The sequence below is a fragment of the Vibrio sp. 1978 genome (assembly GCF_033344345.1).
The window spans coordinates 211,743-232,336 of record NZ_JAWPOP010000002.1 but is presented as its reverse complement, the minus strand read 5'-3'; the positions used below and the strand labels follow the sequence as shown (position 1 = coordinate 232,336).

The following is a 20,594-nucleotide window of genomic DNA, read 5'->3' as shown; positions in this document are numbered from 1 at the left end:
TTTTATCCATACTTTTCAACCTGTGTTAGCATAAGGATATGATTTATAATATTAAATAATAAAGATAATAATTGGATAAAATACCATTTATAAAAAATGGATGACTGCTCCGCTCAGTGCAATAGAACGAATTACTTCTTTATATTGGCTTCATTTCATACTTGATGAGTACTTAAAGTAAATACAAAAAATAACATTATGATTATGTTATTTTTTTCTTTAACACCTTAAAGAGACGCACCTAAATACTCCCTTCCAGCCTGAATTATTCTCAATAATGAGAACAGCTTTCACTGATCCTTTCTTATAATTTCATCGCTTCCCACAACATTTGAAGGAAGCAGCAAGAAGTTAAGTGCAGTCATTTTTAATCAGGAATAACAGGAAATGGAGTAATCGTTATGACTCTAAACAAAACAGGGCTTGCTTTAGCAATGTCAGCAATTTTATTTAGTGGCTCTCTAATCGCGAATGAGATCGATGATGGAGACGACAACATGCAATGGACTGACAGCGCTAATACCGATATCGGTTTATCTGGCAGCTTCAATGATAACAGTGACAATAGCGCATCTCTCGGTGTTGGTGATAGCTTCAACGACAACAGCGATAATAGTGCGTCACTAGGTATTGGTCATAGCTTCAACGACAACAGCGACACTGACAACAGTGCAACTCTTGGTGTTGATGACAGCTTTAATAACAACAGCGACAACTCAAACTCGAGCACTAACACAGCTCAAAGCCACAACGACAATAGTACGTCTAACGCTAACGACAACAGTACCAGTGCTGATCTTGATGTGAGCCTAAATAGTGATAGTAGTGATTCAAGTACTAACACAAATAGAAGCCACAACGACAACAGTGACTCTAGTTCTACTGTAAGACGTAGCAACAACGACAACAGTGACTCTAGTATCAACAGTAGCTTTAACGATAACAGCGATAATCGTAATCAAAGCGACAACCGTAACCAGAGTGATAACCGTAGCTACGCTGATTCAAGCACAACAAACTCGAACAGCTTTAACGACAATAGTAACTATCAAAGTGACTCGAGCTCAACAAATGTTGATAGCTTCAATCAAGTCCATATGGATACAGATATGGTTGTTGCGAGCTCAAGCCTAATGGGTGGTGTTACAGGTGCATCAGTTATTTATGCAACTAACGCGGATGATACTCGAGTTCGAGTTGAAAACATGAACACCCTTGGTGGTCTTGGTGGTGCAGCTGGTATTACTACCGTTGGTCAGAATGCTGGTTCAAATTCACTTGTACAACAATCTGTTACAACTAATGCAAGTGTGTTTACTGGGGGTGAGTAACCGACTAGTAGGAGAAAGCGATGCGTTTGGCAATCTGTACTTTGAGTATGATAGTTGCCTGCACTGCACTCGCTGATGACATTGCATTATCTGGCGGAGAAGTTAGCTTGGATATCATGAATGAATCAAGAGGTGGACAAAATGTTGAACTCGACTTGGTTTATGCAGAATCAGATATCAATGGTATTTCGTCAGATAATGTCGCGTCAAACACCGTGAGTGGTAACAATATACTATCAAGTGGAGCGTTCGCAGACAGTTCGGGTATATCCAACGTAATTCAGAACAGCGGAAACAACGTTTTAATCCAGAACTCTACCGTCGTTAACCTGACACTCAAGTAAACAATATGAAAGTATTAAATAACTTAATTTGGCTGATGCTCGTTTATTCAGCATCAGCCATTTCATTAGAACTGCTACCTTACCGAGCACATTACTCTGTTCCTGTTAAAAGCTACAAAGAAATAGTGTTCGGTGATGTTTTTCGCCAACAGTATGACTTCAGCTGTGGCTCTGCCGCCCTGGCTTCTCTTCTCACTTTTCATTATGCAACAGAGTCATCTGAACAAGATATCTTCAAAAGCATGTTTGAAAAAGGTGATAAAGAAAAAATCAAAGAGAAAGGTTTTTCTTTGTTGGATATGAAGTTTTACTTGGATTCCATAGGGTTACGTTCTGACGGCTTTCAAGTAGGACTGGAGAAAATTAAAGAAGTCGGCGTCCCTGGGATTACTCTCGTTAATTTCGACGGGTATATGCATTTTGTTGTCATCAGAGGTATAAACAATCACTCAGTTATTCTAGGAGACCCTTCTAGAGGAACCATGATAATGAAACTGGATGAGTTTGAAAAATATTACCAAGGAATTGTGTTACTGGTCCGTAACGAAGCGGAAATGGGACGGTCTAGCTTTATAACCAATGATAATTTCACCGTATATCAAAGATCACCATTAAAAACAGGAGTGTCTAGAGATTCCTTAGGGGTATTTAGCATTACTCTCCCAGTTTCCGGTGAAAATTAATATAACATTGTTTTAAATAACTTTAAGAACTTAACAACCTGAAAGGCCTACATTATGAACTACAATAAATTTTTGTTAGTGCTTTGTATGCTAATACCTCATTTTAATGTGAATGCTAAAGATGTTGGCCTGCAAGAACTTACTCCTCTTTCAAATTTATCTTTAGAAGAATATCGAGGTGGCTTCCAAATTACGGACGAGTATATTATTAATATTGGATTAAGCATTACTACGACTATAAATGGCGATGATATTTTGAACACAAACATTGCCAACTTAGTAATTGAAAATGGTAATTTAAAAAACATTAGCGCAAATAGTGAAAATCAAAGTGGAGATATTTTCAACCAGGGTATTGTTAACATCATACAATTTGGTGAAGGAAATATTATTGGAGATGATTCTATAGATTCACCCAAAATGCCTTCGTCTCAAAATCCTAATATAATAAGTTCAGACTTTATAAATTCAAGTATTATCAATATTATTCAAAACACGAAAGATAACAGTATTATTGGACTTAGCACGCTCGTAGACATTGATGCTCAAGTAAATGGGGTAATACGGGAAATCAAAGCAAACCAACAATTAGAAGACGCCTTATTGAACCACCTTCAATGAGCATTTCCATTTTTATCTGAAAAATTGTCACGTTAAGCTTCTTTGATATTAGAAACGACTGATATCTATGATTACATACCAAAAGAAAGGTAGATATATCAATAGGCCACCATCATTTTAAGAATATATACCTACTTTATCCAATATAATCCAATCAATTTATAATGCGAACACTAGGCGCTAACGATAAATTAGGCCCAAGACTCAAGGGCCTAATATCCATTTTACAAATTAAAAGGTACTCGTACTGTTAATTGAAAGTCGGGAGTATCTTCTGTAAGACCAGCTTGAGCACTAACATTGATAGATGAGCGTTCACTAAAGGCATAGTTTATACCAAAAGTTAATGCATCTAATTGAAGCAACTTAGCATCATCTGCCGATCTGCCATTTACTTTGCTTTTTAAAATAGTTTTATGGCTAAGTCCTAAAGAGAATGAAAGATCAGGATTCACCGCAAACCCCATTCCTCCTGAAAGAGAAATAGTGTCTCCAAGTTCAACATCAGCTTTTGTGTCGCCAACTGTAACAGTATCCTCTAAGTTATAAATATAACTTAGACTAGCGAACAAGACCGCAGGATCAACAGGGTGAATAAGAGATAAATTAGGCTCAAAACTCCAAAAACCCGAACCTGTAGGGACATCACTAAATGAGTTGCTTCCATCTTCAATAGAAACATCATAAGGCGATCGTCCTGTATCCGACTTTACTCTAAGGCCACCTACCCAGTATGGCGCAGACTCAAAGTTAAACTGGTGCCTCAATGCGAACTCTACATCACCAAGCCCTCCGCCATCCACCGTTGTGTTTACTACTTCACTGTTTGAACCATCTTGAATGGGGCGCGTAGAAACTTGGTCATTACGATACACATACGGCACTCTAACTTCTAACTCTGTGGCGTTTGTTAAACCGTACCGAGCAGTTAATCCAACGGTTACTGTAGTCCTATCCGAATCACTCACTTCAATTCGCCCAACAATCAGAGTTGGTAAGACTGTATACCCAACAACAGATACTTTGTTTGAAGAGTTTTGTGTATAGCTTAAAGACGAATCAAATGACCATTTACCTTTAGGTGTGAGAACGCCTGGGCGCTCAATAACATCACCAACCGTTTGGGCACGCTGAGGAATATCATCTCCTTCAGCACCATATGCATTCCCCGCAATGAATAAACTACAAAGATAGGTACCCAGTAAAGTCTTCCGTAACATCACATCTTTCCTTTTGCTGATGATCGTACCCAAGTAATCTCAGGCAATAGCTTGAGGTGAAGCTCCTAACTTTCCAAAGTAAGATTAGTATAGCTACTTCAAAACCACGACATACCTTTAAGTTTGGCGCTTTGAAGAAATTAGGAGACATTTATACTTATCTTCAACACTAAGCCACTAGTTAATAAATAATTAGGATAGATTCTATGTTTTCGCAATATTATTAATAAAATAAATTGCTTACCTGTGCTCTTAGTATGAAGTCGGTATGACATAACAGCTGAAAAGCCTGTTCTCTTTTGCGTAGCATCAATCACATTGCTTTTTAGATCGAGTCGCTCCGACTTCAACCATAACTAACGCTATCTTCCCCACATATTTCATCAAAATGCATTCCCGTGTCGCGATTTAACATGCTAAAGTTAACAATGCGTTAACAATTATAAATACAATGAAAAGACATGGAGTCACTTAAAATGAATCAGCCGAATCTAAATAGCGCTGCTGGTTGCGCTCTCCCACCACCAAATGAAATGATCCTCAAATGGGCTCAAGAGCGTCCAAATGAGGTCTACCTAAAACAAATTATTAACCGACAGTTTGTTGAGTACACATTCTCTGATGTTGCAGATCAAGCCTTAAAACTTGTCAGCGCACTACGCTCGCTTGGTGTAAAGCCTGGCGACAAAGTTGCGTTAGTATCTAAAAACTGTGCAGAATGGTTTATTTGCGATCTTGCTATGATGCTTGGTGACTATGTCAGTGTGCCAATCTTTCCTACCGCCGGTGCAGACACCATCGAATACTGTGTGACTCATAGTGAAAGTAAAGCGATCATTGGCGGAAAACTCGATGATCCCAAAGCAACTCAGCAAGTCATTGATGCTATGCCTGAACTCATTAGCATCGCTCTACCTTATGACACGGCACCTAAGTGTAAGCACGAATACCAAGCGCTCATTGCTGATGCAGTGCCAAGTGAAGAGCGTCCGCAGCATTACGATGACAAGCTAATGTCGTTGGTGTATACCTCAGGCACATCAGGGTTACCGAAAGGCGCGATGCTAACTTACGGCGCATTCAGTTGGTCTGTTCAGCAACTGATCAATCATATTGGTATCCAAGAAAACGACCGATTGTTCTCTTATTTACCGCTCGCTCATATTACAGAGCGTGTTTATATCTTCGGTTCATCGATTATGGGTGGCGTGCCAACAGCATTTCCAGAGTCACTGGACACTTTTATCGAAGATGTGAAGATGCACCGACCAACTCTGTTTATCTCCGTCCCACGATTATGGACGCTATTCCAGCAACGTATTCAAGACAAACTTCCACAGAAGAAGCTCAATATTCTGTTGAAAATCCCATTCGTCAATTCTTTGATCAAGAAAAAGCTAGCAGATGGTCTAGGTTTAGATCAGGCTCGAGTATTAGGCTGTGGCTCTGCACCTGTCTCGCCAGCGCTGTTGGAATGGTACCACTCAGTGGGCCTTGATATCACAGAGGCTTGGGGGATGACGGAATCATTTGCCTACAGCACGCTCAACTACCCATTTAGAGCTGACAAAATTGGTAGTGTCGGTAATGCAGGGCCAGGCATTGAGTTAAAAATCGCAGCCGATGATGAAATCATGGTGCGTGGCAAAGGGCTATTTTCTGGCTACTACAAAAATGATATTGCCACCCAAGAGTCTTTTGATTCAGAGGGCTGGCTACACACAGGCGATATCGGCGCTATCGATTCAGATGGTTATCTAACGATTCAAGGCCGTAAAAAAGATAACTTCAAAACCGCCAAAGGTAAATTTGTCTCTCCGGTACCTATCGAGAAAAAGCTTTTCGAGTACAGTCGCGTAGAGATGATGTGTCTCATCGGTTTAGGGCTACCCGCTCCGATTCTTTTGGTTGTGCCACATGACTTCCCTAACTTTGATCGAGAGCGATACGCACGTACCACACGTAAAGTTATTGCCAGGATGAATCAAGAACTCGCCTCTCATGAGCAAATCAAAGGTGTGTTAATGATTAAAGAACCTTGGAGTATAGAAAATGGCGTACTGACGCCAACGCTTAAAATTAAACGTCATGTGCTCGAACAAAAGTATCATGAGATAGGCCACAATTGGCCAAAAGATGAATTGGTCGTGTGGGAAGAAGACTTGTAATTTTGCTTGCACTCCTCAACACCATTGGGGAGTGCAACTTAACTTTGAGCTTGAATCAAACTCATAAACTACTCTCTCCAGAATGGCTTACTCACTTCACAACTAATCTCCCTTTCACCTAACCCAATATCGTCCCAAAGGTGCTTTGGTAACTCTCTCAAGTGACGACGTGTCTTATAGTTCCTTCTCCAAGCCGCCAGTTTAGAATAAATTAACTGTAACCCGCTCTGATGGGCAGTAGGTATAGTACGCTCACAAGTGTGTGTCATGTTTTCCATTTCAAAGATCCCTATACAATGTTGACCACTTAATAATCAGCGACTACGCTGATATCCTCAAACGATAGAATCTGCCATAGAGTTAAGGAAAACTAATGTGAAAGATCGAATGCCTCCCTTACAGGGCTTGTATTACTTTTTCGTTGCAGCAAAGGAAGGAAGCTTTAAAACGGCAGCAAAAGAACTGTTTGTTACGCCAGCGGCCATTAGTCAGCAAATTCGTCATTTAGAAGAGTTCTTAGGCACGGACCTATTTGTTCGTCAGCACAGAAAAATCGTGCTCACACCTGAGGGAGAGCTACTGTTTAGTCAGGCAGAAAGAGGGTTTGCTCATTTGCAGCAAGGGGTTAGATTAGTCAATCAAGATCCAAACCCGAACCACCTTTCGATATCAACACTCCCCTCTTTCGCTCATCATTGGTTAGTCCCGAAAATTACGGCTTTTCGTCAGCGTCACCCTGATATCGCCTTGCTATTAGAACCAACCAATGATTTGGTGTCTTTTCAAGATAGCCAGATAGATTTATGTGTTCGTTACGGTTTAGGAAAGTACCCCAATTTAGAATCACAATGGCTAATGGACGAAGCTTTTTATCCAGCTTGTCATCCGGTGTACCAGAAAGAGCACGGGATCTATAACATCGAGGATTTAAGCAAAGCTGAGCTGATTGAAGATGTTTGGCCTGATCTTGATTGGAATATGTGGTTAGCAACCTTGGGTCACTGCGCAGCAAAGCCTACCTTAAAATACAGTGGATCACATCTCGTGCTTGAGGCTGCACTATCACTTCAAGGCGTGGCATTAGTAAAACACAGTTTAGCTCATCAATATTTTCGTTCTGGCAAATTGGTCCGAATTGGAGATATCGCTATCAAGCCCAACTTTGCGTATTACTTGTGTGCGCCAAAAGGCTACTTAAAAAGACCTAAAGCTCAATTGTTTGCGCAATGGTTGAAGGAAGAAATAGAAATATTTGAAAAGTCAGTGGTACCAGACTTTAAGACCATTGACCTAAAAGGCAACAGCACTAGAACGACATCATAACAATCGTCAAAACAAACGCTAAATAGGAATAAAACAAAAACGCTCTGCGTATAAGACTGCTAGATACAAAAAGCCCCGCACTAAGCGGGGCTTTCAAGTTATAGAGTTAACTTAAGAATTACTTCTTAGCGTTACGCTCTTTAACGTCAGCAATTACTTGCTCTGCAACGTTTGTTGGACATGGTGCGTAGTGTGAGAACTCCATAGAGAACTGACCACGACCAGAAGTCATAGTACGTAGAGTACCGATGTAACCAAACATTTCTGATAGAGGTACATCACCCTTGATACGTACGCCAGTAGACGCTGCTTGTTGGTCTTTGATCATACCACGACGACGGTTAAGGTCACCGATTACGTCACCAACGTGATCTTCTGGAGTGAACACGTCAACTTTCATGATTGGCTCAAGAAGTTGCGCGCCAGCTTTAGGCATAGACTGACGGAATGCACCTTTCGCTGCGATTTCGTAAGCGATAGCTGAAGAGTCAACTGCGTGGAAACCACCGTCGAATAGTTCAACTTCAACGTCTAGAGTAGGGAAGCCAGCTAGAACACCGTGCTCCATCATTGACGCAAAGCCTTTCTCAACTGCAGGCCAGAATTCTTTAGGTACGTTACCACCAACAACTGTTGATTTGAACGTGAAGCCAGAGTTTGGCTCACCTGGTTTGATGCGGTAATCGATCTTACCGAACTGACCAGAACCACCAGACTGTTTCTTGTGCGTGTAGCTATCTTCGATTGCTTGAGTGATAGTTTCACGGTAAGCAACCTGTGGAGCACCAACTTCTAGCTCAACGCCGTAAGTACGCTTAAGGATATCTACCTTGATGTCTAGGTGAAGTTCACCCATACCTTTCAGGATAGTTTCGCCTGAATCTTCATCAGTCTCAACTTGGAATGATGGATCTTCTGCAACCATTTTACCGATCGCAATACCCATCTTCTCAGAACCGCCTTTATCTTTAGGCTTAACTGCGATAGAGATTACTGGATCTGGGAAGATCATTGGCTCAAGAGTACATTCGTGCTTAGGATCACATAGAGTGTGACCAGTTTGAACGTTCTTCATACCAACTACAGCGATGATGTCACCAGCTTGTGCTGAATCGATCTCGTTACGCTCGTCCGCGTGCATCTCAACCATACGGCCGATACGCTCTGTTTTACCAGTTGCAGAGTTAAGGATTGTGTCACCTTTCTTCATCTTACCAGAGTAGATGCGGATAAAGGTTAGAGCACCGAAGCGGTCATCCATGATCTTAAATGCAAGAGCACGTAGTGGCTCGTCTGCAGATACAGTCGCAACTTCACCAGTTGGCTCACCAGTCTCTGAATCAGTTAGAGGCTGTGGATCAACTTCTGTTGGAGATGGTAGGTAATCAATTACCGCGTCAAGAATAAGTTGGATACCTTTGTTCTTGTACGCTGAACCACAGTAAGTTGGGAAGAATGCTAGATCACGAGTACCTTTACGGATACAACGTTTGATGTCTTCTAGAGATGGCTCTTCGCCTTCTTCTAGGTAAGCCATCATTAGATCTTCGTCTTGCTCTAGAGCAGTTTCGATTAGCATTTCACGGTATTCAGCAGCTTTTTCTACCATGTCTGCTGGAATATCTTGAACTTCGTAGTTCTCTGGTTGGCCAGACTCATCCCATACGTAAGCTTGTTGGCTTAGTACGTCTACAACACCTACGAAATCTTCTTCGATACCGATAGGTAGAGTCATAACTAGAGGTGTAGCACCTAGTACGTTCTGTACTTGATCTACAACTTTGTAGAAATCTGCGCCCATACGGTCTAGTTTGTTAACGAAGATCAGACGTGATACGTGTGATTCGTCAGCGTAACGCCAGTTAGTTTCTGACTGAGGCTCAACACCACCAGAACCACAGAATACACCGATACCACCGTCAAGTACTTTTAGAGAACGGTAAACTTCGATAGTGAAGTCAACGTGTCCAGGAGTATCGATGATGTTTAGACGGTGATCGTTCCAGAAACAAGTTGTTGCTGCAGACTGGATTGTGATACCACGCTCAGCTTCCTGCTCCATGAAGTCAGTAGTAGTTGAACCGTCGTGAGTGTCACCGATCTTATGGATCTTACCAGTTAGCTTTAGGATACGCTCTGTAGAGGTAGTTTTACCCGCGTCTACGTGAGCAAAAATACCAATGTTTCTGTATTTTGATAAATCAGTCATTGTCTTACTCTGTTAATAAGGTATAAAGTGCGCGCAGAGTATATCACATTCTGTCAATACTGATACCCTTGCGTGCGGATGGAAGAAAAAAAATTTTAACGTGAAATTTCCGTCCCCAAAGCATAGTCAAACACAGCAATTTATGTACTTTATTCGCATTTTATTGAGGACGGATAGAACAGTTTGTGATTGCACAAATACCATTCTTATGAGCATTACAGCTCGTCAAAAGCCTCTATAGCTTCCGACAATTTCTTAACGCCGTGAATTTGCATGCCAGGGATGCCACCTTTCGGCATGTTGGCTGCTGGCACGATGGCTTTCTTGAAACCATGTTTGAACGCTTCATTCAAACGCTCTTGCCCACTTGGCACTGGACGGATTTCGCCCGCAAGCCCTACCTCACCAAAAATCACCACATCTTTAGGGAGTGGACGGTCACGAAAACTCGATAAAAGCGCCATAACTAAAGCAAGATCAGCGCTCGTCTCCGTCACCTTAACACCGCCAACCACATTAACAAAGACATCTTGGTCTGCCATTTGTAAGCCACCATGCTTATGCAACACCGCGAGCAAAAGTGATAGGCGGTTCTGCTCCAAGCCGACCGCAACACGACGAGGGTTGGCTAACTGCGAGTAATCCACCAGCGCTTGAATCTCTACTAGCAGAGGGCGCGTGCCTTCCCAAACCACCATGACGGAAGAGCCTGATGTTTCTTCTTCACCACGAGAAAGGAAGATCGCTGATGGGTTACTCACTTCTTTCAATCCTTGGCCTGTCATTGCAAAGACACCAAGCTCATTCACAGCGCCAAAACGGTTTTTATGACTACGCAAAGTGCGGAATCGGCTATCCGTTCCACCATCGAGTAGTACCGAACAGTCGATAATGTGTTCAAGAACTTTGGGGCCCGCAAGGGTACCATCTTTTGTTACGTGACCAACAATAAATACCGCAACATTATTCTGTTTTGCGTATCGTGTCAGAGCCGTCGCAGATTCACGTACCTGAGCAACACTGCCAGGCGACGATTGAACATCAGAAACGTGCATCACCTGAATCGAGTCTATTACCATTATACGAGGCTGCTCTTTTTCGGCGATTTGGCAAATTTTGTCGACGTTCGTTTCCGATAGCATTTTTAAATGATCTTTCGGCAAGCCCAATCGGGAAGCACGCATTGCCACCTGCTGTAACGACTCTTCACCGGTTACGTAAAGCGTTGGCATTTGCGCAGATAAACTACACATGGTTTGCAACAGAAGGGTTGATTTACCTGCACCAGGGTTACCACCAATCAAAATTGCGGCACCTGGCACAACACCACCACCCAAGACGCGGTCAAGCTCTTTAAACCCACTGGTGAAGCGAGGTACTTCTTGCAGATCAATTTCGGATAGCGTTTGAACCGTTGCTTCTGTTGCGGAACCAGCGTAGCCGCTTAAGCGTTCATTGCGAGCAACGGTTGGCGATGCAGCGATACGTACTTCTGTTATCGTATTCCATGCACCACATGCGTTACACTGCCCCTGCCAACGGGGAAAGTCCGCGCCACAATCATTACAAACATACGCTCGTTTTGCTTTCGCCATGATGCCTCAATTTTTCTACAAATGTGACTAAGCACAGCCAAGTCAGACCTGAACTGAAATGAACTATTGATATACTTAAGTATTACTTCGCTTAGCCGATACAATTTAAAGTAACGACATACTCTAACAGAAATAATGCAGCAATCTGAAATTCTCTCGCTCGCAGAACGACTCATTCCCGTTTACGGTACGAATGACTTTGACTTTGTCCTTGGCCAACTGACCGAGGAAGAGCCGCCTTCGGCCAAAATTTTGGTTAAAATGGAACTTAACCGCTTAATGGCTCCATGCAAAAAAAGCATTGATTTGCGAGGTCGCGTTCAAGGCGAATGTCGCGAGTATATTTTGGATGGCATTCCACATTGGTTGGATGATGTTGCTTTCAACGCTTACCATAAAAACATCAAAAAGTTTGGCTGCTACACGGAAGGAATGTGGGAAGCATTGGTCAACACGCGAAATAACTTTCGCGTAATGAGCAAGCGCCTTACTCAGCAAAAAACGCAATCGTTAACGGATCCTAAAAGCCCGTTCTTAGCAGAACCCGTTCACCTAGGCTACGATTTAAAGCGCCAAGAAAAACGCTTGAAAGTCCAATCTCAAGTTGAAATTTGCCGTTCTAAAGGACAGCTTCTTCATGGATTAAGCATTGATTTATCTAGCTCTGGCGCAAAGTTCAAAGTCCCTAGTGCATTTAAATATAACCTTGGGGAAATTATTCAGGTCACGTTTACTGAATTTGCCAGCAAATCTAACGTTGCAGGTATAGAGAAACCGCTTGCATACCGCATACTCGCGGTTGATGACTGTTACGAAAATGACTCAGTTCGATACCTCAGAACCATACGCTTAACTGACACCAATGTCGTCACCAGAGTGATAGATGAAGCGCTCAACAGTGCTGCTAAAAGGGCTCGTCACGACAATCAAGACAAGATTATTCGAGCTCGAACTCGCGGTTATGAGCACATCGCACTAAAGCACACCAGCAGCTTGCCTCTATTCTTTGATGGTAGTGACCTAAAATTAGCAATGTTAACGCCAAACAATCAAAAGCTTTGGCAATACTGGCACGATGAGAGAAACCAGCAAATGTTTGGTTCCTTATTCAACGAGCAACGCATCGCGTCACTCATTAAGCCTGGTGTGAAAGGAACAACCAATGTCCTTTATTCATTTACTCACGAGCACGAGAATCGAACCTATTTCTATTCGATGTTTCGCCCTGAAGCAACTCGCGAACAGCGCCAGCTATTTTGGCATTTAGGTGGCAAACGAGAGAGTTGGCGCGCCTTTAGAATTTCAATCTTTGAACTATCTGAGCAAGAACAGGAAGACCTAGCAGCTTTCTCTCCAGAGTTAGCAGAAACGTCTCAATCACTGACTCATATTGGTATTTTGCAAGAAATTGCTGACGAAAAATCAGGGCAGGATTACCTGCTAACTGAAAAGCCGCGCTTACCCGCTAATACGTTAAACGCGTTTCGTCATCCGAGAAGAGTTATCGGCAATCCAAAGGGCATTTATTTTGATGCAAAGTCTCGTCGAAAAGAGCCTCGTTATCGTTTTAAAACACCTTTAGAGTTGTACTCAGGACAAACTAAAACAGGCGGCTGTACTGTTGACCTTTCCAAACGAGGACTCGGAATTAGGCTAAGTGAGCCTACGATGTTACGTTCTGGGCAAGAGGTAAGAATCAACTTTCGAGAATTACAACTCTACGATAAAAAATTGCCGTTAATGTCGGTGCCATACCGAGTAATTCGTGTAAGCCCAGACGGTTGTAGCGTGCAGCTAGTTATTGATGAAAGCAGCCAAACCATGAAGGTAATCGCTTTTTTCAACAGCATTATCGAGCACAATCAAGACAAGCTAATCCCGCAAAAAGAGACGCTACCAAGTAATGCTCTACTTGAAAGGCTGCACTGCATGTTGCTCTCGCGTACGCTGAGCACGCCCATTTTTATCAGTAAGAGTACGTCACCTTCAATCAAAACCCCCGTTATCGGGGTGAACTTGCCGCTACCTAAACACATTGAGCTTTTTGCCCGTCTTGGGCATGACCAACTGTTGTCACTTGAACCTATCTTTAAAGGCCGGACAAGCACATTAATCGCAGAGCCAATAAAACGTGTAGAAGGTGCTCAAGCCAGACATCAGGATATCTACATAAGCGCCGCAAAAGTAGGCAATAAAATTACAAGCATTGAGTCAAAGCTTCATCAAGAGTTCAACAGCGTAAAAGAGCGGATTCAATTTATAAAGAAAGCGCGAATGATGGGTGACTTTTACGTGATTCGCCTTTCTACTGCGCCAATTTTCGATCCGATGACATCATTACTGCAACAAGATTTAAGTGACTTAACCCAATTTGGCGTACATCAAGCGAGCAAGTTAGAAAAAGAGTTAACAGCGCTCGTTGGTTACAGTGAATTTGAAGACATTACTGAAGAGGTTGTAATTAGATTGGAGTTAACCGAGTAAATTCAAAGTCATACCAAATTGAAAAAAAACACCGCCTTTCTGGCGGTGTTTTTGAATGGATGGTTAAGGTTTAGCTTTCCAGCTGACCTTTTGCTGCTTCACCAATGCGCCAGATAAAATACAGAGCACACCGCCCAACCCTGCAAAGCGAATCGCTGATTGCGCTTGAGCTTCCACTTTTGGTTTTGCGTGATACGCAATCCCTAATCCTGCCACCGACATCATCACAAGATCATTAGCGCCATCACCGACAGCAACCGTGTTGTGCTGCTCAATTTCATATTCATCCGCCAGTTCCACTAGAATGTCAGACTTCATCTGCGCCGTTACCACATCGCCAAGTACTTTACCCGTGAGTTTGCCGTCAATAATTTCTAATTGATTGGAGCGAGCAAAGTCTAAGTCGACTTTATCTTTGATGTAATCAGAGAAGTAAGTAAAACCACCGGAGGCAATCGCTGTTTTCCAGCCCAAGGCTTTCAACGTCGCAATTAGCGCTTCAAAGTCCGGCATGAATGGTAACTGGGAACGAACTTGTTCAAGAATTGATTCATCGGCACCTTTGAGCTTACCAACTCGCTGACGTAAACTTTGCTCAAAATCCAGCTCACCTTGCATGGCACGTTCAGTGACTTCAGCGACCTCATCCCCTACTCCTGCCAGTTTCGCGATTTCATCAATACACTCTATCTGGATCGCCGTTGAATCCATATCAAATACAATCAACCCTTGGGTTGATAGATCGGGCACTTCATTAAGCGAGGCGTAATCTAGGTTGAGACTTTGTAAGATCGTTTCATGTTGAGGAGTCAACTCTCCGGCCATCAGGGCTACTTCATATTGGCCAACTTTCCACGTTTCTAGTATTGGGTTGTAAAAGCCGGTGAAGAAATCAATGTCTTCGAAGTGACTTGGCGAAAGGTACTCAGCAAATACGATCCAGTTTGCTTTTGCTTTATCTAATTGGGAGGCAAATCGAGTCTCGGGTAATCGTTTTAAAAGTGTCGTATGTTTTCTGATAGGCAAGCTTTTTGACGCGTCCATGTATATAATCCCTTATGACTTTGCTAAAACGTTACCTCAACAAACTAAAAAGGCAAGTCTTTGTTTTATTTTAAATGGATGAGTAAAGAGCATGAGTGAATCTTTGTTCTCAGTAAGGAATGCCCTAAGAATTCTGGCACTAATCCTACTGTGTGTGATGTTGTTTATCACAATAAAAAACAGTGTTGTGATCAGTAAGGGTAATGAGAAAATTCAAGCACAACAGCTTGAAACGCTCACCAAAGTTTTGATTTCACAGGCGTCTCTTTCTGCCAGTGAGATGATTTTAACTAAAGATCAAGAACGATTACTTCAGCTAACAAACCAGCTAGCACAAGACCGTTTAGTGTTTGATGCAACAATCTACGATGCACAGGGTGTACGTTTAGCGTCTAGTGAAGAGGCATTATCGGTACGCGAAGTTCTTGGCCTGGATACGCCTTTGGCAACAGCTTCCATTGGTCGCCAGCAGTTGGTTGAACCAGTTTTTGCAGATGGTGCGCTTATCGGTTTTGTTCGCGTGACCTTTGAGACGGGCCGGGTGACGGCTATTTCTGACCACCACTATCGCAAGAGCGATCGTTATATGTACATGATGGTCTTAATGAGCTTTGTCTGTGGTATGTTGTTCATCTTGATTTTACGTCGACAACCGATACGTCGTAAAAAAGCGCCAAACCTGCTGCTAACCAAGTAACTAGGTAGCGCTAACAACTCATATAAAAACAGCCCGCAATGTGTGGGCTGTTTTTTTAGCTCTTGAGAGCGAAAAATAGAATGACTCTTCGTCGCTTACTCTTCGTCACCAAGCAATACTGAATCTAGTGCGATTAGCATCATGTCGTTGAATGTCGTTTGACGCTCGTCAGATGTAGTCTGTTCGCCAGTCTTGATATGATCAGAAACCGTACAGATTGTCAGAGCTTTTGCACCGTATTCTGCCGCAACACCGTAAATACCAGCCGCTTCCATTTCAACACCAACAATGCCGTACTTGTCCATTACATCGAACATTTCTGGATCTGGCGTGTAGAAAAGCTCTGCTGAGAATAGGTTACCAACTTTAACGTCAATACCGCGAGCTTTTGCAGCGTCTTCTGCCGCACGAACCATGTTGTAGTCTGCGATTGCCGCGAAGTCATGACCTTTAAAGCGGATACGGTTCACTTTAGAGTCAGTACATGCACCCATGCCGATCACAACATCACGCACTTTGATGTCTTCATTCACTGCGCCACAGCTGCCAACACGGATGATTTTCTTCACGCCGAAGTCTTTGATTAGTTCAGTCGCGTAAATCGAGCATGATGGGATACCCATACCGTGGCCCATTACCGATATCTTACGGCCTTTGTATGTACCTGTGTAACCAAACATATTACGAACGTCACACACTTGAACGACATCTTCAAGGAAAGTCTCTGCGATGTATTTTGCACGTAGTGGATCACCAGGCATCAGTACGACGTCTGCAAATGCACCCATTTCAGCATTGATATGTGGAGTTGCCATTTTCTTTTCCTTAACCTTTCTCTAGCGCTCCGCGCTTAAGGCGATATATGCCAGAGTATTCTCATTTCCGACAAGCAGCATTTACATACTGCAAACATAAAACTAGGAGCTATCAAGCTCCTAGTTTTCAAAAACCTAACTAATTATAGGAAGTTCTTACCGTAATCCATTGGAGAAGTACCGAAGTAACTTGCCAATGTTTGACCGATATCTGCGAATGTTTCGCGGCGGCCAAGAGAACCAGCTGGTACTTTTTGACCATAAACCAATACTGGGATGTGCTCACGAGTATGGTCAGTACCTGGCCATGTTGGGTCACAGCCGTGGTCTGCCGTTAGGATAAGCACATCGTCTTCTTCCATAATCTCTAGCACTTCGTTGATACGATCATCGAAGTACTCAAGTGCCGCTGCGTAACCCGCTACGTCACGACGGTGACCGTAAGCTGAGTCGAAGTCTACAAAGTTAGTGAATACGATCGTGTTGTCGCCCGCTTCTTTGATTTGCTCTAGCGTTGCTTCGAACAATGCAGGGATACCTGTCGCTTTCACTTTCTTAGTGATGCCGCAGTTTGCGTAGATATCAGCAATCTTACCAATAGAAACCACGTTGCCTTGCTTCTCATCAACGAGCTTCTGAAGAACCGTTGCTGATGGTGGCTCTACAGAAAGATCACGACGGTTACCTGTACGCTCAAATTGACCTTTACCAGCACCAACGAATGGGCGCGCGATAACACGACCAATGTTGTAATCTTCTAGCTCTTCACGTGCGATTTGGCAAAGCTCTAGTAGACGGTCTAGACCGAAAGTCTCTTCGTGACATGCGATTTGGAATACAGAGTCAGCAGACGTGTAGAAGATTGGTTTGCCAGTCTTCATGTGCTCTTCACCAAGATCGTCAAGAACTTGAGTACCAGACGCGTGACAGTTACCTAGGAAACCGTCAAGACCTGCACGCTCAAGAATGCGGTCAGTCAATTCTTTCGGGAAGCTGTTTGCTTTGTCAGTGAAGTAACCCCAGTCAAACAGAACAGGCACACCTGCGATTTCCCAGTGACCAGACGGCGTGTCTTTACCTGAAGAAAGCTCTGCTGCATGACCGTATGCACCAATGATTTCAGCGTCTGCGTCTAGTCCAGGTGCGAAGCGACCTGTCGATTCTTTATGCGCCATTGCCAAACCAAGTTTCGATAGATTTGGAAGGCGAAGTGCACCTTGGCGATTGTCGTTATCTGCTAAGCCTTTGTCACATTGGTCAGCGATGTGACCTAGTGTGTCTGAACCTACATCACCAAATTCTTTAGCATCGGCAGTTGCACCGATACCGAATGAGTCTAGTACTAAAATAAATGCTCTTTTCATTGCTCGTTCCTTAGGCCCACTCGGCTTTTTATTATGGTTGAGTAGGCCTTGTGTAATTACTTGTTCTATTAGATATCTTCTGCACGAATTTGGCGGTAAACCTCTGGAGTTGGTGTGTATTCACCACCTACTTTGATTGCACTGCGCAGTGCTTTTGCCGCTTCTTCCCATTGCTCTTCAGTGCGAGCGTGGATGACCGCAAGAGGTTTATCACTGTCTGCGACCTCACCTAGGCGGATGAACTCGTCGAAACCAACTGCGTAGTCGATTTCATCAGTAGCAACACGACGACCACCACCCATAGCAACCACAGCCATGCCGATAGCACGTGTATCCATTGCAGAGACAATGCCCGTTTCTGTTGCGTAAACTGGCTTAATGATTGCTGCTTTTTCTAAGTAGTTGTCGTAGTTTTCTACGAAGTCCGCAGGGCCGCCTAAACCGGCAACCATCTTGCCGAAGCACTCAGCCGCTTTGCCGTTATCCAGCACTTCCATCAGTTTTGCGCGTGCGTCTTCTGTGTTCTCAGCAAGCTTGCCAAGTACTAACATTTCAGCACATGAAGCCATGGTCACTTCAAGTAGACGAGGATTACGGTATTCACCCTTTAAGAAACGAACCGCTTCACGAACTTCTACTGCGTTACCCGCTGAAGACGCCAATACTTGGTTCATGTCCGTAAGAATTGCCGTAGTCTTAGTGCCAGCACCGTTTGCTACCGCAACGATTGATTTTGCTAGCTCTTCAGACGCTTCGTAAGTTGGCATAAATGCACCTGAACCCACTTTTACGTCCATCACTAGCGATTCCAGACCCGCCGCCAGTTTCTTAGAAAGGATCGACGCCGTAATCAGGGAGATATTGTCTACCGTTGCGGTAATATCACGAGTCGCGTAAACACGCTTATCCGCAGGAGCAAGGTCACCAGTTTGACCGATGATCGCCACACCAGCGTCTTTGGTTACTTGACCAAAAACATCGTTGCTCGGCGTAATGTTGTAACCAGGGATAGATTCAAGTTTATCCAGCGTACCGCCTGTATGACCAAGACCGCGGCCAGAGATCATAGGTACGAAACCGCCACACGCTGCCACCATTGGGCCAAGCATTAAAGAAGTTACGTCACCCACACCACCGGTTGAGTGTTTGTCGACAATTGGACCACCGAAGTTCATGTGGCTCCAGTCGATAACCATGCCCGAATCACGCATCGCACACGTTAAGGCGATGCGCTCATCCATGGTCATTTCATTAAAGAAAATCGTCATAGCAAACGCCGCAATCTGACCTTCAGATACCGTGTTGTTCGCTACGCCTTGAATAAAGAAGTTGATTTCGTCGGCGGTTAGGACTTCGCCGTCACGTTTTTTACGAATGATTTCTTGTGGTAAATACATTAGTGCCTCCCAAGCTCTTTTGAGCCATGGTTGTAGTAGGATAGAAGAGGTGTGGTAGCACCCGTTTAGGTGCTACCGTTCAGACGTATTATTGAAATTAGTACGCTGTTGGATCAGCGACGTCGTCCGATACTTCTAATGTATTTAGTAGGTTGGTTAGCAGGCTAGACGCACCAAAACGGTAGTGACGAGCATCAACCCAGTTGTCACCTAGGATTTCGTCAGCCATTGCTAGGTATGCTGCTGCGTCTTCAGCAGTGCGCACACCACCTGCTGGTTTGAAACCAACAGTTTCTGCAACCCCCATGTCGCGAATAACTTCAAGCATCATGCGAGCGTATTCTGGTGTTGCGTTTACTGGCACTTTACCAGTTGAAGTTTTAATGAAGTCAGCACCTGCTTCAATACAGATTTGAGATGCTTTCTTGATTAGTGCTTCTTCTTTTAGTTCACCTGTTTCGATGATCACTTTAAGAAGAATGTCACCACAAGCTTCTTTACATTGCTTAACTAGTTCGAAGCCTACTTTCTCATCACCCGCCATTAGCGCTCGGTAAGGAAAAACTACGTCAACTTCGTCTGCACCGTAAGCAACCGCCGCTTTTGTTTCAGCAACTGCGATTTCAATGTCGTCGTTACCATGTGGGAAGTTCGTTACTGTTGCAATACGAACCTCTGGCGTACCTTGCTCACGAAGTGTCTTCTTAGCAATAGGAATAAAGCGAGGGTAAATACAAATTGCAGCTGTGTTGCCTACTGCTGTTTTCGCGTCATGACATAGTGAGATCACTTTTGCATCAGTGTCATCGTCATTCAACGTAGTTAGGTCCATAAGTTTAAGTGCACGTAGCGCTGCTGCTTTTAAATCGCTCATTTCTATCTCCGATCAATATTCAAAAAATTCACTACTCAGCCTTACATCACGTCTTTAACTATAATCAACAAGTCGAGACAATGTGAGTAAATGGCTAAACAGTCTATTAATGAACGGACTTGGTTCCCTGAAGACTCGGCATATACAGCGAAAATTTATCATATGCCAATTGCTATCCTTGTCACCGCACAGTACCAGTTTGGCCTATGGCACAACAATCTATGATTGCGGTGTCTTTAATATCACATCACAAAGCAAAACGCCTATTAGATCTGATATTGCAGGGCAATTCATTTGCCCATCGATTATGTAATATTCATTACGTGATTAAGAATCAAGCTTAACCACTATCCTGTGATTAATACATTATAGAGTTTCACCGCAAAACTGTAGCACCAAATAGAGCGCAAACGGTTTGTATCTCA

At 43.3% G+C, this 20,594-nt stretch carries 18 protein-coding genes; 9 read left to right on the top strand and 9 right to left on the bottom strand.

What is annotated here, in order from left to right:
• Window positions 1-401 precede the first annotated feature (401 nt).
• The 4 genes from R8N49_RS03010 to R8N49_RS02995 are packed head-to-tail and all read left to right on the top strand — an operon-like array spanning window position 402 to window position 2,979.
• Window positions 402-1,331: a dentin sialophosphoprotein gene (locus R8N49_RS03010; protein ID WP_186584694.1), complete on the top strand. Its 930-nt coding sequence runs from the start codon at window positions 402-404 to the stop codon at window positions 1,329-1,331.
• 20 nt (window positions 1,332-1,351) lie between these two features.
• On the top strand, window positions 1,352-1,675 hold the full coding sequence (locus R8N49_RS03005) for a hypothetical protein (RefSeq protein WP_005380167.1): 324 nt from the start codon (window positions 1,352-1,354) through the stop codon (window positions 1,673-1,675).
• Between the two features lie 5 nt (window positions 1,676-1,680).
• Window positions 1,681-2,358 carry a C39 family peptidase gene (locus tag R8N49_RS03000; RefSeq protein WP_005380165.1) on the top strand — a complete coding sequence of 226 codons (678 nt, stop codon included), beginning with the start codon at window positions 1,681-1,683 and terminating at the stop codon, window positions 2,356-2,358.
• A 54-nt stretch (window positions 2,359-2,412) separates the two neighbouring features.
• Window positions 2,413-2,979: a hypothetical protein gene (locus tag R8N49_RS02995; RefSeq protein WP_005380163.1), complete on the top strand. Its 567-nt coding sequence runs from the start codon at window positions 2,413-2,415 to the stop codon at window positions 2,977-2,979.
• Between the two features lie 224 nt (window positions 2,980-3,203).
• Here R8N49_RS02995 and R8N49_RS02990 read toward each other — a convergent pair whose 3' ends face one another.
• Window positions 3,204-4,199: a transporter gene (locus R8N49_RS02990; protein ID WP_005380160.1), complete on the bottom strand. Its 996-nt coding sequence runs from the start codon at window positions 4,197-4,199 to the stop codon at window positions 3,204-3,206.
• A 476-nt stretch (window positions 4,200-4,675) separates the two neighbouring features.
• Between R8N49_RS02990 and R8N49_RS02985 the strand changes: the two genes are divergently transcribed.
• Complete coding sequence (locus tag R8N49_RS02985; protein ID WP_031779037.1) at window positions 4,676-6,367, top strand: AMP-binding protein; 1,692 nt, start codon at window positions 4,676-4,678, stop codon at window positions 6,365-6,367.
• A gap of 68 nt (window positions 6,368-6,435) precedes the next feature.
• Here R8N49_RS02985 and R8N49_RS02980 read toward each other — a convergent pair whose 3' ends face one another.
• Window positions 6,436-6,636, bottom strand: a complete 201-nt coding sequence (locus R8N49_RS02980) for a DUF1127 domain-containing protein (RefSeq protein ID WP_224721253.1) — start codon at window positions 6,634-6,636, stop codon at window positions 6,436-6,438.
• A gap of 106 nt (window positions 6,637-6,742) precedes the next feature.
• Between R8N49_RS02980 and R8N49_RS02975 the strand changes: the two genes are divergently transcribed.
• A complete protein-coding gene (locus tag R8N49_RS02975; RefSeq protein WP_054579100.1) occupies window positions 6,743-7,690 on the top strand; it encodes a LysR substrate-binding domain-containing protein in 948 nt (315 codons plus the stop codon).
• A gap of 118 nt (window positions 7,691-7,808) precedes the next feature.
• Here R8N49_RS02975 and fusA read toward each other — a convergent pair whose 3' ends face one another.
• Entirely contained in the window at window positions 7,809-9,899 is a 2,091-nt protein-coding gene (fusA, locus tag R8N49_RS02970; protein WP_005386444.1) for an elongation factor G, read from the bottom strand.
• A gap of 215 nt (window positions 9,900-10,114) precedes the next feature.
• Window positions 10,115-11,494 carry a DNA repair protein RadA gene (gene radA / locus R8N49_RS02965; RefSeq protein ID WP_005386443.1) on the bottom strand — a complete coding sequence of 460 codons (1,380 nt, stop codon included), beginning with the start codon at window positions 11,492-11,494 and terminating at the stop codon, window positions 10,115-10,117.
• Window positions 11,495-11,629: 135 nt separating this feature from the next.
• Between radA and R8N49_RS02960 the strand changes: the two genes are divergently transcribed.
• A complete protein-coding gene (locus R8N49_RS02960) occupies window positions 11,630-13,978 on the top strand; it encodes a PilZ domain-containing protein (RefSeq protein WP_054576311.1) in 2,349 nt (782 codons plus the stop codon).
• A gap of 63 nt (window positions 13,979-14,041) precedes the next feature.
• Here R8N49_RS02960 and serB read toward each other — a convergent pair whose 3' ends face one another.
• On the bottom strand, window positions 14,042-15,022 hold the full coding sequence (gene serB / locus R8N49_RS02955; protein ID WP_005380142.1) for a phosphoserine phosphatase: 981 nt from the start codon (window positions 15,020-15,022) through the stop codon (window positions 14,042-14,044).
• A 91-nt stretch (window positions 15,023-15,113) separates the two neighbouring features.
• On the opposite strand from serB, the gene R8N49_RS02950 reads away from it, so the two are divergent.
• Window positions 15,114-15,719: a YtjB family periplasmic protein gene (locus R8N49_RS02950; RefSeq protein ID WP_005391677.1), complete on the top strand. Its 606-nt coding sequence runs from the start codon at window positions 15,114-15,116 to the stop codon at window positions 15,717-15,719.
• A 95-nt stretch (window positions 15,720-15,814) separates the two neighbouring features.
• Here R8N49_RS02950 and deoD read toward each other — a convergent pair whose 3' ends face one another.
• The 4 genes from deoD to deoC all read right to left on the bottom strand — a co-directional run bounded on the left by deoD (window position 15,815) and on the right by deoC (window position 20,169).
• Window positions 15,815-16,534, bottom strand: a complete 720-nt coding sequence (deoD, locus tag R8N49_RS02945) for a purine-nucleoside phosphorylase (RefSeq protein WP_005380140.1) — start codon at window positions 16,532-16,534, stop codon at window positions 15,815-15,817.
• A 143-nt stretch (window positions 16,535-16,677) separates the two neighbouring features.
• The gene (locus R8N49_RS02940) at window positions 16,678-17,898 is read right to left on the bottom strand and encodes a phosphopentomutase (RefSeq protein ID WP_054700480.1); all 1,221 of its coding nucleotides are present in this window, start codon (window positions 17,896-17,898) and stop codon (window positions 16,678-16,680) included.
• Between the two features lie 68 nt (window positions 17,899-17,966).
• A complete protein-coding gene (gene deoA / locus R8N49_RS02935) occupies window positions 17,967-19,295 on the bottom strand; it encodes a thymidine phosphorylase (RefSeq protein ID WP_104975558.1) in 1,329 nt (442 codons plus the stop codon).
• Between the two features lie 97 nt (window positions 19,296-19,392).
• Entirely contained in the window at window positions 19,393-20,169 is a 777-nt protein-coding gene (gene deoC / locus R8N49_RS02930) for a deoxyribose-phosphate aldolase (protein ID WP_005380133.1), read from the bottom strand.
• Window positions 20,170-20,259: 90 nt separating this feature from the next.
• Here deoC and R8N49_RS02925 point away from each other — a divergent pair, with 90 nt between their 5' ends.
• Window positions 20,260-20,394, top strand: coding sequence for a hypothetical protein (locus R8N49_RS02925; protein WP_005391675.1), 135 nt, complete (start codon window positions 20,260-20,262; stop codon window positions 20,392-20,394).
• Window positions 20,395-20,594 lie beyond the last annotated feature (200 nt).

What these genes read in the sequence shown, in the direction of transcription:
- R8N49_RS03010 (WP_186584694.1), top strand. Translation starts at nt 402, where the DNA reads ATGACTCTAAACAAAACAGGGCTTGCTTTAGCAATGTCAGCAATTTTA.
- R8N49_RS03005 (WP_005380167.1), top strand. Translation starts at nt 1,352, where the DNA reads ATGCGTTTGGCAATCTGTACTTTGAGTATGATAGTTGCCTGCACTGCA.
- R8N49_RS03000 (WP_005380165.1), top strand. Translation starts at nt 1,681, where the DNA reads ATGAAAGTATTAAATAACTTAATTTGGCTGATGCTCGTTTATTCAGCA.
- R8N49_RS02995 (WP_005380163.1), top strand. Translation starts at nt 2,413, where the DNA reads ATGAACTACAATAAATTTTTGTTAGTGCTTTGTATGCTAATACCTCAT.
- R8N49_RS02990 (WP_005380160.1), bottom strand. Translation starts at nt 4,199, where the DNA reads ATGTTACGGAAGACTTTACTGGGTACCTATCTTTGTAGTTTATTCATT.
- R8N49_RS02985 (WP_031779037.1), top strand. Translation starts at nt 4,676, where the DNA reads ATGAATCAGCCGAATCTAAATAGCGCTGCTGGTTGCGCTCTCCCACCA.
- R8N49_RS02980 (WP_224721253.1), bottom strand. Translation starts at nt 6,636, where the DNA reads ATGACACACACTTGTGAGCGTACTATACCTACTGCCCATCAGAGCGGG.
- fusA (WP_005386444.1), bottom strand. Translation starts at nt 9,899, where the DNA reads ATGACTGATTTATCAAAATACAGAAACATTGGTATTTTTGCTCACGTA.
- radA (WP_005386443.1), bottom strand. Translation starts at nt 11,494, where the DNA reads ATGGCGAAAGCAAAACGAGCGTATGTTTGTAATGATTGTGGCGCGGAC.
- R8N49_RS02960 (WP_054576311.1), top strand. Translation starts at nt 11,630, where the DNA reads ATGCAGCAATCTGAAATTCTCTCGCTCGCAGAACGACTCATTCCCGTT.
- serB (WP_005380142.1), bottom strand. Translation starts at nt 15,022, where the DNA reads ATGGACGCGTCAAAAAGCTTGCCTATCAGAAAACATACGACACTTTTA.
- R8N49_RS02950 (WP_005391677.1), top strand. Translation starts at nt 15,114, where the DNA reads ATGAGTGAATCTTTGTTCTCAGTAAGGAATGCCCTAAGAATTCTGGCA.
- deoD (WP_005380140.1), bottom strand. Translation starts at nt 16,534, where the DNA reads ATGGCAACTCCACATATCAATGCTGAAATGGGTGCATTTGCAGACGTC.
- R8N49_RS02940 (WP_054700480.1), bottom strand. Translation starts at nt 17,898, where the DNA reads ATGAAAAGAGCATTTATTTTAGTACTAGACTCATTCGGTATCGGTGCA.
- deoA (WP_104975558.1), bottom strand. Translation starts at nt 19,295, where the DNA reads ATGTATTTACCACAAGAAATCATTCGTAAAAAACGTGACGGCGAAGTC.
- deoC (WP_005380133.1), bottom strand. Translation starts at nt 20,169, where the DNA reads ATGAGCGATTTAAAAGCAGCAGCGCTACGTGCACTTAAACTTATGGAC.
- R8N49_RS02925 (WP_005391675.1), top strand. Translation starts at nt 20,260, where the DNA reads ATGGCTAAACAGTCTATTAATGAACGGACTTGGTTCCCTGAAGACTCG.